Origin of the sequence: Amycolatopsis palatopharyngis (genome assembly GCF_003385185.1) — a bacterium.
GTDB classification, from domain to species: domain Bacteria; phylum Actinomycetota; class Actinomycetes; order Mycobacteriales; family Pseudonocardiaceae; genus Amycolatopsis; species Amycolatopsis palatopharyngis.
Genome location: NZ_PQHZ01000011.1, coordinates 166,020 through 180,152, shown reverse-complemented (window position 1 = coordinate 180,152; position 14,133 = coordinate 166,020). Strand labels below are relative to the sequence as shown.

Annotated in this window: 17 protein-coding genes; 15 read left to right on the top strand and 2 right to left on the bottom strand. The window is 63.2% G+C overall.

The annotated features are described in order from the left end of the window. The 3 genes from D0C15_RS34700 to D0C15_RS35470 all read left to right on the top strand — a co-directional run. Nucleotides 1-197: hypothetical protein (locus D0C15_RS34700; RefSeq protein WP_211323171.1), on the top strand; the 197-nt coding region annotated here is incomplete at its 5' end. A gap of 68 nt (nucleotides 198-265) precedes the next feature. Next, a complete protein-coding gene (locus tag D0C15_RS11535; RefSeq protein ID WP_211323172.1) occupies nucleotides 266-1,387 on the top strand; it encodes a TRM11 family SAM-dependent methyltransferase in 1,122 nt (373 codons plus the stop codon). 77 nt (nucleotides 1,388-1,464) lie between these two features. After that, on the top strand, nucleotides 1,465-1,587 hold the full coding sequence (locus tag D0C15_RS35470; protein ID WP_281270694.1) for a hypothetical protein: 123 nt from the start codon (nucleotides 1,465-1,467) through the stop codon (nucleotides 1,585-1,587). 362 nt (nucleotides 1,588-1,949) lie between these two features. Here the strand turns inward: D0C15_RS35470 and D0C15_RS35465 are convergent, their stop codons facing one another. Next, nucleotides 1,950-2,072 (bottom strand): hypothetical protein, encoded by a 123-nt coding sequence (locus D0C15_RS35465; protein WP_281270693.1) that lies wholly within the window; start codon nucleotides 2,070-2,072, stop codon nucleotides 1,950-1,952. 5 nt (nucleotides 2,073-2,077) lie between these two features. Continuing rightward, nucleotides 2,078-2,410, bottom strand: a complete 333-nt coding sequence (locus tag D0C15_RS11525) for a hypothetical protein (protein ID WP_116043933.1) — start codon at nucleotides 2,408-2,410, stop codon at nucleotides 2,078-2,080. A 268-nt stretch (nucleotides 2,411-2,678) separates the two neighbouring features. Between D0C15_RS11525 and D0C15_RS35690 the strand changes: the two genes are divergently transcribed. The 12 genes from D0C15_RS35690 to D0C15_RS11465 all read left to right on the top strand — a co-directional run bounded on the left by D0C15_RS35690 (nucleotide 2,679) and on the right by D0C15_RS11465 (nucleotide 14,127). Continuing rightward, a complete protein-coding gene (locus tag D0C15_RS35690) occupies nucleotides 2,679-2,876 on the top strand; it encodes an NAD(P)-binding domain-containing protein (protein WP_425455380.1) in 198 nt (65 codons plus the stop codon). A 400-nt stretch (nucleotides 2,877-3,276) separates the two neighbouring features. After that, a complete protein-coding gene (locus D0C15_RS11515; protein ID WP_116043929.1) occupies nucleotides 3,277-4,197 on the top strand; it encodes a dihydrodipicolinate synthase family protein in 921 nt (306 codons plus the stop codon). Next, entirely contained in the window at nucleotides 4,197-5,282 is a 1,086-nt protein-coding gene (locus D0C15_RS11510) for a LacI family DNA-binding transcriptional regulator (protein ID WP_116043927.1), read from the top strand. The genes D0C15_RS11515 and D0C15_RS11510 overlap by 1 nt, the downstream gene beginning before the upstream one ends. Continuing rightward, nucleotides 5,283-5,693, top strand: coding sequence for a MaoC family dehydratase (locus D0C15_RS11505; protein ID WP_245975707.1), 411 nt, complete (start codon nucleotides 5,283-5,285; stop codon nucleotides 5,691-5,693). It begins immediately after the preceding gene. Between the two features lie 4 nt (nucleotides 5,694-5,697). Beyond that, nucleotides 5,698-6,921 (top strand): acyl-CoA dehydrogenase family protein, encoded by a 1,224-nt coding sequence (locus tag D0C15_RS11500; protein ID WP_116043925.1) that lies wholly within the window; start codon nucleotides 5,698-5,700, stop codon nucleotides 6,919-6,921. Further along, on the top strand, nucleotides 6,914-8,107 hold the full coding sequence (locus tag D0C15_RS11495) for a CaiB/BaiF CoA transferase family protein (RefSeq protein WP_162830035.1): 1,194 nt from the start codon (nucleotides 6,914-6,916) through the stop codon (nucleotides 8,105-8,107). The genes D0C15_RS11500 and D0C15_RS11495 overlap by 8 nt, the downstream gene beginning before the upstream one ends. 45 nt (nucleotides 8,108-8,152) lie before the next feature. After that, nucleotides 8,153-9,187, top strand: a complete 1,035-nt coding sequence (locus tag D0C15_RS11490) for a TRAP transporter substrate-binding protein (RefSeq protein ID WP_116043920.1) — start codon at nucleotides 8,153-8,155, stop codon at nucleotides 9,185-9,187. Nucleotides 9,188-9,284: 97 nt separating this feature from the next. Then, nucleotides 9,285-10,061 carry an SDR family NAD(P)-dependent oxidoreductase gene (locus tag D0C15_RS11485; RefSeq protein WP_116043917.1) on the top strand — a complete coding sequence of 259 codons (777 nt, stop codon included), beginning with the start codon at nucleotides 9,285-9,287 and terminating at the stop codon, nucleotides 10,059-10,061. Between the two features lie 43 nt (nucleotides 10,062-10,104). Further along, complete coding sequence (locus D0C15_RS11480; RefSeq protein WP_162830034.1) at nucleotides 10,105-10,878, top strand: enoyl-CoA hydratase/isomerase family protein; 774 nt, start codon at nucleotides 10,105-10,107, stop codon at nucleotides 10,876-10,878. After that, nucleotides 10,871-12,058 (top strand): glycoside hydrolase family protein, encoded by a 1,188-nt coding sequence (locus D0C15_RS11475; RefSeq protein WP_116043912.1) that lies wholly within the window; start codon nucleotides 10,871-10,873, stop codon nucleotides 12,056-12,058. Before D0C15_RS11480 ends, D0C15_RS11475 begins: the two co-directional genes overlap by 8 nt. A 159-nt stretch (nucleotides 12,059-12,217) precedes the next feature. Then, nucleotides 12,218-12,790: a TRAP transporter small permease gene (locus D0C15_RS11470; protein WP_116043910.1), complete on the top strand. Its 573-nt coding sequence runs from the start codon at nucleotides 12,218-12,220 to the stop codon at nucleotides 12,788-12,790. Further along, nucleotides 12,790-14,127 (top strand): TRAP transporter large permease, encoded by a 1,338-nt coding sequence (locus D0C15_RS11465; RefSeq protein ID WP_116043908.1) that lies wholly within the window; start codon nucleotides 12,790-12,792, stop codon nucleotides 14,125-14,127. Before D0C15_RS11470 ends, D0C15_RS11465 begins: the two co-directional genes overlap by 1 nt. Nucleotides 14,128-14,133 lie beyond the last annotated feature (6 nt).

The window sequence follows — 14,133 nt, the reverse complement described above, 5'->3', positions numbered from 1 at the left end:
TCATGAATCCTGAAGTTGAGTCATTGCGCCTAATGATCACCCAAACGGGAAAACATGCCCAGGTCCAGGGGGCCACATCGCCCAGGTACGTCCACAACGGACGAGAGAACTCGCGGGTTGTCGCACAAGACCCCGCCGCACCGCCACCCGAGACCGCGCTGGCGACCGCCGCGCACGGCATCGGAGGCTGCCAGTGACCCCACCCTCGCCGCATCCGCCCGAGCCCCAGTCGGTCGTTTCCGCACCCGCGAAAGGCACCACGCTCATGGCCCACCAGCGCACCTCGGCCCCCATCCGCTCCGCCCGTGACGATCCGACTATGCCGATCCCGCGCGTAGTCATCGACGCCCTCGATACCGGCGGGCAACCCTCCACGACGCAGCCGCACATCCCGACCGGAAACGACCCAGCCGCAGTGGCGGGGGAGCTGCCGCTGTCGGTGTGGGCGACCGCGCAGACCTCACCCGCCGCACAGCGCAAAGGTCGCTACGTGCCCGAGTCGACCGCGCATCCGGCGAAGATGCTCCCGGCCGTGGCCGCGCACGCCATCGGCCACTACACGCGTCCCGGGGAGCTGGTATTCGACCCGATGGCCGGGTCGGGCACCACGCTGGTGGAGGCAATCGACGCCGGGCGCCGCGCGGTCGGCATCGAGTACGAGCCGCACTGGATCAGCGTTGCGCGAGCGAACCTCGACCTGGCACGGGACCGCGGTCACCACCACGAGGCGGAGATCGTGCACGGCGATGCCCGCCAGCTGCCGTTCCTGTTGCCCGAGCGATACCAGGGCCAGGTCGCGTTGGTGCTCACCTCGCCGCCGTACGGGCCGTCCACGCACGGGCAAGTCGTCACCGCCGCCACGGACTCACCGGACGGCAAGGTGCACAAGTACCACCACCGCTACGGCAGCGCCCTCGACCGCGGCAACCTCGCCAACGTCGGCCACCACCGGTTGCTGGCGGGGTTCACCCGCATCCTGAACGGCTGCGCGGCCGTGCTGCGCCCCGGCGGGCATGTCGCGATCACCGTGCGGCCATGGCGGGAGCACTCGGAACTGATCGACCTACCGTCACAGATCATCGCCTGCGGCCAAGCGGCCGGACTGGTGCCAGTCGAACGCTGCGTCGCCCTACTCGCCCGCGTCGCCGACAACGAACTCGTCGCTCGCGGCAGCTTCTTCCAACGCGACTTCATCCGCAAACAGCGCGAGCAGGGCCTGCCGCTGCATCTGATTTCGCATGAGGACGTCGTGGTGCTGCGCCGCCCGCTAAACTTCGTGAGTTCCCGGAAATCCCAGTATGTTCAGGCGGAACCCAAGCGTTCGTCGGTGCCATTGTCGGGGTTGGACACTGGGGTTCGCAAGGGATCCAAGGGCGCGTCGGCATGATCGTCGTTGAGGAGTTGCAGTGCGTTGAGCGCGTAGTGGATCGCGGTGGTCCGCGAGACACCGAATACCGACGCGACATGAAGCGGGTCACCGCCGCTGGTGAGGGCTTCCTCGAGTTGTCGATCGATCCGCAGCCGTTCAAGTGGGCCGGTTGGCCGCGCAGGTCGAGGATCCAGGTGGCACTGACCGGACCGTGGTGAAGCGCGCTTTCCTTGCTGACCAACAGGTGTGGGTTGGCGGTGTGCGGCCACCGGCTCCGTCGGTGATCGAGCCAATCGAGCAGGGTCCGGTGCGTCAGTTCGTCGAGTGGACGGCTGCGCCCGGCAATGGTGATGCGGCGGTTGCCGAGGTCGACATCATCGAGTTGGATCGTGCGGACTTGGCCGGGACGGGCTGCGTGCACCGCCGCGAGTACGACGCAGAGTCTGGCTTGTGGGGTGCTCGCGGCACGGATCGTGAGCGTGAGCTGTTCTTCGGTGAGCGGTTGCCAGATGATGCGGGCTCGCTTGCCGAGTCGGATGCCTGCCGCTGGGTTGCGGAAGATCATGCCGTCGCGTTTGGTTCAGGTGAACAGCGACCGCAGCGTGGTAAACACGGTGGATCGCGGTTCGCCGTGCAGGGTGTCGAGGTAGGCCAGGATGTCGTCTCGGGTGATTTCCCGCAGATGGTCGTGATTCCGCGGCAACGCGGTCAGGGCAGGAACCGCGACGCGGACGTAGGCGATGGCGGTGTCGATGTTGCGGGGTTGTGGCGCGGTCCCCCGTGGCGCAGGACGTGTGCCCAGCGTCGGATCTGGCAGGCGATGGGGGCGGGCAGCTGCTCGGTTTTGGATTCCAGCCAGGTGTCGAACACTGCGGGTCGGTCATCGAGCAGGATGCCCATGGTCGAGAGCACGTCCATCACGTGGATCAGCCCGCCGCCGCGGCGGCGGATTATGTGGTGGAAGTCCGAGGTTCGCACGACGTCGCCTTCGTGGTGACTGGCGAGCAGCATCACCAGGTTGCGGTTGAGCGCGCGGCGCACGATCGAATAGAAGCCCCGGGCATCGGCGGTGGTTTGAGTGGCCGCCCTTTGGTGCCGCGACGACGCGGCATGGTGCGTGGCGGAGCTTGCGGCCGGTAGAGGTCGGCCAAGAACAGTTGCTGGCCGCGTACCTGCGCGAGGTAGGGCGCGAGCACCACATTCGAGCGCGCGTCCGTGGCGGTGACGGCTCTGACGGAGGTGCCGGACGACGTCAACACGGTCGTCGTGATGCTGACCGACAGTCGTGTCGTGGAGTCAGTCCTGCTGACTGACGGGCTCCTCGTACGCCTGCCGACCGGCTCGCCTGGTCGTCGACATGGGCTCGTCCGAACCAGCTGGCACCCGCCGGCTCGCGGAGACCGTGCAGGCGCGGGGAGTGGGCTACGTTGACGCGCCGTTGTGCGGGGGCGTCGTCAAGGTCGCCGTCACACCGGCGAGTTATCCATTCATGCTCGTTGGTGCGTAAGCACATAGCTTGGTCAGAAGGTCAACTCGTTGCGCTTCGGACAGTGCCACGACCTTGCTTCTGCTCCTCTCGCGAGATACGGCCGACGGAACCACGCGTCGGTGGTGCCGTGCCGAAGCGTGGTCCGTGCCAGTCGTGCGAGATGCGCACCTCCACGTATACCCGTCCTCCCGACAGGGTCTTCGTAAGCATTTCGAACCGCCCGCACTCACTTCCATGACGTAGATCAGCAACTCCATTGAGTCCAATGCCAACATCGTTTTTCATCAGCAGAGTGTGACCACCGCACTACTCTAAGAAAGATTCAAGAATTCCTTGACGTCTTGGTCGTCAGGCCCCTAGGTTACGCGTCCATGTAGCACGCAATCGGTTGCGCGATCGATTGCGGAGAGGAGACGACATGCGTCTGACCGGTGTGATCCCGGCAAGCATTTTGCCCTTCGACGAGGACCTGAAGATCGACGAGCAGGCATATCGTGCGCATCTAAACGCTCTCGTCGAGACCGAAGGCGTCGCTGGTATCACTTGCAATGGGCACGCCGGCGAGGTGACGAGCTTGACTCGCGCAGAGCGCCGCTGGGCACTGGCCGTCGCAGTGGAGACTGCGGGCGGGCGCGTGCCCGTCATCTGTGGCGTGTACGCCGACGACGAGCGGGAAGCGGCGCGGTACGCCGCGGACGCGCGGGCTGAGGGAGCCGATGCCCTTCTGGTGTTCCCACCGAACTCCTTGCTGTACGACGACGATTCCGACGGGGCGCACCGTCACTTTCAGCAATTAGCCATGGTGACGGACCTGCCGATGGTCGCCTTCGCCTATCCCGGATTCACGGGAATGCAGTACGACGCGGACGTGCTCGCCCGGATCTGCACTGTCGACAACGTGGTGGCGGTCAAGGAGTGGAGCCTCGACATTGCGGTGTACGAGCGCAATCTCGATGTCGTGCGCTCGGCGCCGCACCATGTCTCGTTACTCACCAGTTTTAGCACTCACTTGCTGCCGGCTCTCGCGGTTGGGGCCGACGGCATCCTCTCGGGGCACGGCAGCGTGATCGCACACCTGCATGCCCAGCTGCTCGCGGCGATAGCCCAGTCGGACCTGCTGACGGCGCGTGCGATCTACGCCCGCGTCCAGCGCTTGACGCCGAGCATTTACCGCACCCCCATGCCGAACATGTACGCCCGAATGAAGGAGCAGTTGGTCATGCTCGGGCATCCTGTGCAGCCGTATGTTCGTTCGCCTCTGCGCCGGGTCTCCTCCGAGGAGCGGGAGCAGTTGTGGCAGGCGCTTGTGGCCGCAGACGTTCGGCCGGTGACGGCCTGATGTCGGACGAACCCGCGCGGGCGCGCCAGCAAAAGCCCACCGCCAAAGCCGTTGCCGAGCGCTCTGGCGTGTCGGTCACCACTGTCTCGCGGGTGCTGAACGGGCGGGCGGAGGTCATCCCGGAGGAGACTCGCGAGCGGGTACTCGTGGCGGCCCGCGAGTTGCGCTACCGCCCCAGTTCACTTGCGGTTTCGTTGCGCCGGGGCTACACCAAGACGATCGGCCTGCTTGTCCCGGATATCGCGGATGCCTACTTCCATCAGATCGCGCGAGGGTTGGAGGACGCGGCCTGGGCCGAGGGCTACACCGTGATGCTGTTCAACACCGATAGGATCGCGGAGAAGGAGCGCGCCTGCGTCGAGGTCTTGTACGACCAGAATGCCGACGCCGTCGTTTTCGCCGGTGGCGGCGTGGACGACGATGCTCACCTCCGGGACCTGCCGTGGGACCTCATGCACGTGGTGACGGTCGGACCGCACAAGCTTCCTTTCCCGTCGATCCGGGTCGATGACGTCGGGGCCGTCGCACTTGCGATGGACCACTTGTTCGAGCAGGAATGTCAACACATTCTCTGCATCACGGGCCGGGAAAGTTGGTTGATTAACTCTGAGCGCACTAAGGGTTACCGCCAAGGGCTTGAGTCCCATAGTGTGCCGTACGATCCCGCGCTCGTCATTAACGGGTCGTTTACGGTTCAAGCCGGCTACGAGGCCGTCGACAGAGCCCTCGACTCGGGCCTGACGTTCGACGCGGTCATGGCGTTCAACGATTACACGGCTGTGGGCGCCATGCAGGCGCTCACGGAACGAGGCCTGCGAATCCCCGACGATGTGGCAGTCGTCGGCTGTGACGACATCCCGCTCGCGTCGTTGGTGTCCCCGGGACTCACCAGCGTCAGCTTCCCGCAGTATGACTTCGGCCGGGCCGCCATGCTCGCCGTGCTCGATCACGCCGCTGGTCGGTCCGTGGCGCCTGTCACCGAGTTTCCCTACCACCTGAAGGTCCGTGAGAGCAGCCTTCGGCGAGCCGCCGGGGCCTGCCGGTCCGGACATGAGCACACCGAGTCGCGTAACAAGGAGGAATAGGTGCAGGAGCCGACAGTCGGGATGGAGGTTTCCTTCTCCAAGACCGTAGGGGAATCGGACGTCTACGCCTTCGCGGGCATCAGTGGAGACTTCAGCCCCAATCACATTGATCACGAGTACATGAGCCGGACGCGCTACGGTCAGCGTATTGCGCACGGTGTACTTACGTTGGCTTTCATGTCGACGTGTTCGTCGAAGCTTATCGAGTCACTTGGCAACTCCCCGACAGTGTCCTACGGCTACGACGGGGTCCGCTTCATCAAGCCCGTCTTCATTGGGGACACTCTTACCATCCGCTACACGGTCGTCAGTGTGGATAGTGAGGCCGGTCGTAGCTCGGCGAAGGTAACTGTGGAAAACCAGAACGGGGAACTGGTCAGTGCGGCAACACATATTCTAAAGCGGGTGTGAGTCAATGAACACGATCGATGCCGCTCTCACCGACGAACAGCGTGCCGCCAGAGAACTCGCTCTTCGATTCGCCACGGAGCAGGTGGCGCCACGGGCTGCTGAGATAGACAGGGACGACGTCTTTCCGCAGGACCTTTACACCCGGATGGCCGATCTGGGCCTCCTCGGGATCAATATCCCCGAGGAATACGGCGGTTCCGGCGCTGACGAGCTAACGACATGCCTGATTATGGAAGAGCTGGCTCGGAGGTCCGGAACAGTTGCGAACGCCCTGCTGCTGGCCAAGCTCCAAAGCGAGCTGATCATGCGAGCCGGGAACGAGGACCAGCGTCGCAATTATGTTCCCGATATCGTCTCCGGCCGGCGGATCTGCCTTATCGCCGTGACGGAACCGGATGCCGGGACCGACGTGGCGAGCATTCGGACGACGGCGACCCGCCAGGACGGGGGCTGGGTGCTTAACGGCACGAAAGCCTTCATGACAGCGGGGGCAGTGGGAGACGTGGCCGTTGTGCTCGCTCGCACGAGCAGTGACCCTGGAAACGCTTCCCTGACAACGTTCCTCGTGGAGAAGAGCCCGAACGGTGACCCGGGTCGAGGCTTCGTGGTGGGCCACAAGGATGAACTCATGGGCATGCGCGGCCTCGGAACTGCCGGCATCGTCCTACAGAACACCGTGGTCGCTGACAGCGCCGTGCTGGGAGAAACCGGCCGCGGGTTTCAGAACGTCATGCGGTCGTTCGACAACGGTCGGATCGTCATCGCCTGTCTCGCACTGGGTCTGGCGGTCGGTGCTCTGGACGCGTCACTCACCTACGCCAGGGAGCGAGTGGCCTTCGGGCGCACAATTGAGAACTTCCAGGCAGTGCAGCTCATGCTTGCCGACATGGTGGTCGACACCCAGGCCGCTCGGCTGCTGATTCACCACGCAGCGCAGATGAAGGACCAGGGGCGGTCGTACTCATCGGAGGCGTCTATGGCCAAGCTCTTCGCCTCCGACATCGCTGTGCGCACCGCCGCCAACGCAGTGCAGGTGCACGGCGGCTATGGCTACACAAAAGAAGCGGTGGTCGAACGTATTTATCGGGACGCGAAGCTCACCCAGATTTACGAGGGTACGAACCAGATCCAGCGCGTAATCATCTCGCGCGACGCTCTTCAGGGTAGGTCGGGTGGCTCGGGGACGAGCAGAACGAATAACGCTTCGAAGGAGAGTAAACGTGCCTGAATCACTCAAGTTACTCAAGGGTGTCCGTGTTGTCGCCTTCACGCAGTTCCTGCTCGGACCCGCAGCGGCCCAGTACCTCGCGGATATGGGGGCCGACGTGATCAAGATCGAGGAGCCGACACGCGGACCGCACGAACGCAGATGGGCTGGCGCGGGGAGCTTCGTCAATGGCGTCAGCACATTCTTCATGCTGGCGCATCGAAATGTGCGCAGCATAACGTTGGACCTCAAGCGTGAGGAGGCCCAGAAGATCGCGCGGGAGCTGTGCCGGGACGCCGACGTGGTGCTGGTCAACTTCCGGCCCGGCATCATGGAGAAGCTCGGCCTGGGATACGAGGACCTGTCTCAGGAGAACCAGGACTTGATCTATGCGAGTGCTTCCGGCTACGGAAGCGATGGTCCGCATCGTCAGCTCCCCGGACAGGACCTCCTGCTGCAGGCGATAACTGGCCTAGCTGCCATGACCGGATCCCGCGATGGGTTCCCTGTCGCCGCCGGTGCCGCTGTTGTCGACCAGCACTCTGCCGCACTGCTGGCGATGGGCATCCTCGGGGCTCTGCACCACAGGGGCGTCTCGGGCGAGGGCCAGCAGCTGGAGGTCACCATGGTGCAGGGAGCCCTCGACCTACAGGCCGAGCCACTGCTGTACCACCTCAACGGCGCCACCGTCGAACGACCGAGGGTGCCGCTGGCATCGTCCTTTCACGAGGCACCATATGGCTTCTACCGGGTTCAGGACGGCTACGTGGCCCTGTCCCTGTCGCCAATCGAGCTACTGAGCGAGGCGCTCGGCCGACCGGCCGAGCTGCAGCCATATTTAGATCCCGCGCTGGCGCTCACGAAGCGCGAGGAAATCTACTTAGCACTGAGCCCTCTGCTCACCGGCTACACGAAGACCGAACTGCTCGATCTGTTTCGTAGTCACGACATCTGGTGTGCACCCGTCAATGACTACGACGACGTGGTCATGGACGACACGATCGCGCGATTGGAGCCGATTCAGGAGATCGAGCATCCGGAGGCAGGAAAGGTCCGTCTACTCAAGCACCCGGTCCGATACAGCTCCGGCGAGGTTCGTCCCCAACGGCTGCCGCCGTCGCACGGCGAGCACACCGACGAACTGCTTGCCGAGCTGGGATATGGAGAAGAAGAGGTACGCAATCTACGGGAGAGCAGAATCGTCTGAAGAATCAGGCCTGTCTGCACGCAAGGACAGATCAGGAGGAAAATAATGAACATTTCACGTCGAAATTTTCTTTGGGCCACGGCTGGTACAGGTCTGTTCGGAATCGCTGGGTGCGGTGGTTCCGGTAGTGGCGGGGCAAACGGTGGCTCCGGCGGAAGGAAGTTCAAGCTTGCCTATGAGGGGCCGAAAGGAACGGCGCACGAGATTGCGGCGAATGTGTTCCAGGAAGGACTCGACAAAGCGAGCAACAGTGAATTGAGCATCCAGCAGTTCCCGGCGGGGCAGCTCGGTGGTGAGCCGGAGTTACTGGAGAAGGTCCGTAGCGGCGACATCGACTTCATTCTGTCCTCTACGGCCAACGCCGCCGCCATCGCCCCGCCTTCTGGAATCTTGTCCGCACATTACTTGTTCGGTAACCAGGATGATGTGATCAGCGTGGTCAGTAACGAGGCAGTGAACGAAGCTTACATGGAGATGGCCAAGAGTCAGGTCTCCGGCGCACGACCACTGACCATGTTCACCCTGCCGCTGCGAAATTTTTACGCCGACTTCGCGGTGCGCACGATCAACGACATCAAGGGCAAGAAGATCCGCGTGCAGGCGACGAAGACCGAGGACAAGATTTTCGCGGCCTATGGTGCTCAGACAGTTCACATGGGTTTTCCTGAGCTGTACAGCTCACTGCAGACAGGCGTGGTGGAGATGGCCGAGAACGCTCTTACCTACTACGGGCTCAACAAGCATTACGAGGTCGCGCCGACCATGTCCTTCTCTGAGCACGCGGGCAACTGCCAGATCCTTTGGGTGTCGGACAAACTGTGGAAATCTATGTCGCCGGACGAGCGAAGTGCGGTGACACAGGCTGCGATGAAGGTCCGGAAGGAGCAGCCTACAAAGGCTTTCGAGCTCCAGGGCGAGCTCAAAAGTAAATACGGCGAGATGGGCGTCCAATTCATCGAGAACGTTGACAAGTCCGGGTTTCAGGAGATCTCACTTCCTCTTCAGGATGAGATCGCCGAGAGCCTTGGCGATAATGCCGTCACGATCCTCGAAAAGGTTCGGAAGGTGACTGACGGTTGAGCGACAAGTCCTGTCTTCTTCGGTGCCGCTCGTGGTGCTACCGGAGACGGTGACACAGGGAGGTGGCCATGAGGCCCGCGGAGGAGACCAGTAATCAATGAGTGACGATTCGAGTAAATGCCTCTTCGACATCACCGGATCGCTCGCCGTCGTGACCGGTGCCGCACGAGGTGTGGGCCTGGCCGCTGCCTCGGCCCTGGCTCAGCAGGGTGCTTCGGTGCTCATGGTGGACGTGCTCGGCGAGGAGTTAAAGACTTCGTGCTCGGCTCTGCGGGCAGCGGGTCGCAAGGTGACGGCACTGCAGGCGAGCGTGACCGACAACGGGGATCTCACACGTCTCGCTGAGGCGGCAGCGGCCCGGCAGGCCGTCTCGGTGGTAGTGAATTGCGCGGGCATCATGCGCCGAACGGACATCGACACCATGACGTCTCAGGATCTTCAGGATCTTTGGGAGGTGAACGTGGCCGGCAGCGTCGCTGTCACGCAGCTCTTCCTTCCTCAAATGATGGAGCAGGGCTACGGAAAGATCATCAACGTCGGCTCACTGGGATCTGTGATTGGTCTGGAACGGCGTACCGCGTATGCGACGACCAAGGGGGCTATTACGCAGTACACCGTGAGCCTTGCCTCGGAGGTGGGACCGTATGGAGTTCGAGCCAATGTCATAGCGCCGGGCTATGTGGATACCGATATGGCGGGACCGTACATCTGGGGGGAACGTGACCGCACCGAACGGCTTTTGGAACGCATCCCGCTCAGGCGCTTCGCGACCCCTGCGGACCTGGACGGCGCGTTCATGTTCCTCGCCAGTGCCGCCTCGGACTACATCACGGGTCAGGTGCTGCTGATTGATGGCGGGTGGACCGCGAACTGACGCCCATACTCTTCGGACAGACAAAAAGGAAGGAACAGTGGCCATGGCTGGATCCGTCGAGATGTCAGTGACAGGTGGCGTCGCGCTGGTAGAGATCTCGAACCCACCGCTGAATTTGCTCACCATGCATGTCAGGAGTGAGCTGCGCCTTGTCATGGAACGGATAGGTTGCGACTCCTCCGTCCGGGCCGTGGTCCTGCGCTCGACGGGGGACCGCGCATTCTCTGCCGGGTCCGACATCAGTGAATTCCCGAGAGATGCTCGGGCAGGCCATCGCAGGGCCGTGCAGGAGCACTCTTGTTACGACGCGGTCGCCGACCTGCCGCAACCGGTTGTGGCCGAGCTGTCCGGTCACGTGCTCGGCGGCGGTCTGGAGCTCGCGCTGGCCTGCGACATCAGGGTCGCGGACGCGACAGCACACCTCGGGCTGCCAGAAGTCAAGCTCGGAGTGTTCCCATCAGGTGCCGGCACGCAACGGCTGCCGCGCACTATCGGTGTCTCACAGGCGAAACGCATGATGCTGCTCGGCGAGATTGTCGATGCGGACCGAGCGCTCGAGTTGGGCCTCGTGGACGAGATGGTACCGCGCGGCCAAGCAACTGCTGCCGCTGCGGAGATCGCGGGACGGATCGCCGGACAGCCAGCATTAGCTGTGCAAGCCATCAAGAAGGCGGTCGATCACGGGCTGCGATTCGGGACCCGGGCGGGTCAAGCCCTGGAGGCCGAGCTCATCGCCGGGCTGTTCGCCACTCACGACGCCCAGGAAGGGGTACAGGCGTTTCTTGAGTCCCGCGAGCCGCAGTTCACGCATGACTGAGAGGACCAGATTGAACAAGGAATGGCTGGACTACCTGGCAGCGGCTTCTCGAGAGTTCGAAAGGAGTCGTATCCGATCGTCTCGATATTACCCCCACTACACCGAGCAGGGCGCATGGAAGCTACTGGACGTGGGGGCACTGAGCAGTTGGCAGGATGGTACCTACGAGCACGGCAACTGGACGGCCGGATTCTGGTTCGGCAACATGTGGCTAACCGCGATGGTTCAGGGAGACGACAAGCCGGCTGAGCTGGCGTTGTCCCGGCTGGCCGAGCTGACCGATCGGGCCCACGACCACACCACTCACGACCTCGGCTTTCTCTTCTATCCGAGCATCGCGCTGGGATACCAGTGCGGATACCTCGGCCTGGAGCAGATCGAGCCAGCGCTACAGGCCGCCCGGATGACCGCTCGCCGGTTCAATGACCAGGGTCGCTATATACAAGCATTCGGACCGGTAGGGGAAGTGCGTTCGGCTGGTACCAGCACCATCGACACGTTGATGAACCTGCCGTTGCTGTGGTGGGCCTACGGCGTGACAGAGGACCCGCGGCTGCTGGACGTCGCGCGGCACCATGCGCGGACGTCCGCGCGCCTGCTGGTGCGCCCGGACGGCTCGACGATCCACCTGATGCAGCTCGACCCGGTGTCCGGGGCATTCTTGACGGAGTCGACCTTGCAGGGAGCGTCCCCGGACTCGGCGTGGTCCCGCGGCTCGGGGTGGGCGGTGGGCGGACTGTCCTGGTCCTACGCCATGACGCGTGAGCCCGAGCTGCTAGTAGCCGCGGAGCGGGCAGCGGCCTACTACGAGCGCATGACCACGCCCGACAAACTTCCGCCGTGGGATTTCTCCGACGACAGCCCGGCAGCGCCGCCGGACGCTAGTGCCGCCGCGGCCGTCGCCCTGGGTTACCTGCTGCTCGGCGTGAGCCACCCGGATTCGACGGCTAGGTCTCGCTTCGACACCGCCGGTCGTGGTCTGCTGGACACGGTGACCCGGCTGGCGGTGAACCGCGACGAGGGCGCGGACGGCATCCTCCTGCATTCGTGCTACTCGGTACCTCGCGGACGTGGGGTCGACGGCGCCACAGCCTGGGGCGACTTCTACTACGGGCTTGCCATGTCGGTGGCGCATGGTGCGCTACCCATCGAGTACCTCCTGACCTCAAGGAGACGATAACTGTGGAGATCCGCTATAACGACAAAGCTGTGCCTGAGCCGGCTCGCGATATTGACGACCGCGTGAGGGAGACGAATCTCGGTTCTGTCGTGTCGTGCAACACCGCAGACCAATGGCGGGCGGCAACGGCGGTCAGTACTTCGTCGGGGAGTGGTCGACATGAACGGTAGCCAGCTCGTCTCTCGCGAGGAGCGCCACTTGAAGACGTCCAAGTTGGACTTCGTCGAGATGCTTCTGCTCTGGCTCTGCGGCCTGCTCATCTTCTCGTTCACGATGACGGTCTTCCTCGACGTCGTGACGCGAAGCATCGGCAAGCCACTGTTGTGGTTGCAGGAAGCGACGCTCACCACTTTCGTTTGGGGCGTCTTCACAGGTGCCGCCGTCGCACTACGTCGGAACGAGCATTTTTACCTCACCACGTTCGCCAGTTCCATGACCGGTCGCCGTCGTATCCTCGTGGAAACCTTCAACGGGGTCGTGATGCTGACGATTGCAGGAATGATCGCCTACTTCGGATTTCTCAACTTCCGGCAGAGTTTTGGCAATGTCCTTCCGGTCACCGGCCTCCCGCTGTCCACGATCACCGGCATTATCCCGGTGTTCGGGGTGCTTTCCGCGGCCTTCACGCTCGAGCGGTTTGTCAAGGGATGGCAAAACGGATTCATGGGAGCGACACACGATGAGCGTGACCAGGCCCAGAAGCAGGGCGAGTCGAATATGGGGCAGATCTAATGGGCAGCGAGGCAATTATTGCCGCCATGGTCGCGATCTTTTTGGTGCTCGCGTACTTCGGCACTCCGGTAGCATTCGCGCTCATTGGCGCAGTCCTTGTCGGCACGGCATTCGGCGGTGTCAGTTATCCGGCGATCGTCGGGCAACTGTTCAACGGCGTCAACAGCGTCCCGCTGCTGGCGGTGCCATTCTTCCTCCTGGTCGCGGAGCTGATGAGCTCCTCCGATATCACGTTGAAAATCATTCGGTTCGTGCAGTCACTCGTCGGCCACATCCGTAGCGGCCTCGCGCAGGTCAACGCGGTGTTCAGCATGTTCTTCGCCGGCATCTCGGGATCGTCGACGTCCGATGTCGCAGCCAACTCTCGAATCCTGCTCCCGGCCATGAAGCGAGAGGGGTACGACCCAGCGAGTTCGGCCGCCCTCATCGCAGCAGCATCGACCATCGCCAACATGATTCCACCAAGCATCATGGGCGTTGTCTACGGCGCGACGGGCGGTGTGTCGATCGCCGCGATCTTCCTCGGCGGTGCCGTGCCGGGGGTGCTCGTCGGCGTCGGATTAATGGCTTTCAGCTACTTTTTCGTCCACGCCGGCGTTCCGGCTCCCCGAGCCTCCTTCCGCCACATAGCCGGCGCGGCCAGGGCCAGCGCGCTGCCGCTCATGGTTCCCTTCATCATCATGGGCGGCATCGTCGGCGGCCTGTTCACCCCGACCGAGGCAGGAATGGTGGCGGTCATGTTCATACTCCTCGTGCTGCTGCCTTTCACAGTCCGTGGTCACCTGCGCAAGCTGCCCCGTGATTTCGTTCACGCTGGGGTCCTCTACTCGCTGCCGATGATCGCGGTCGCAGCCGCGTCCGCCTTCGCCTGGCTGTTCACATACCTAGGCGGCGCGGGCGCCGTGTCCGAGTACATGCACAGCGTCGCGGGCACAAACCCCATTGCGATTATGTTCCTCATTGTGCTGGTGCTGATCGTTGTCGGCCAGTTCATCGACGCCATCCCGGCCATCGTCGTGTTCATGCCCATCATCAAATCCCTGGTCGATCTGGGTGAGATCAACCCCATCCACATGGGTGTAGTTGTGATCGTCACCTTGGCTCTGGGCCTTATCACACCGCCGTACGGGTTGTCGCTGTTGTTGGCCACGAGCTTCGCGAAGGTGCCGTTCTCGGCCGGTCTCCGCAAGTCGATTCCGCTGTACGGCCTCTTCCTCGCGGTGATCTCGGCACTGATCCTCGTCCCGGATCTGTCCCTGTGGCTGCCGCGTCTCGTGGTTCCTGAGGCTGCGGGCTGTTTCCAGGCTCCGGGCGGTGAGAATTACATCTGTCCCTGATGGACA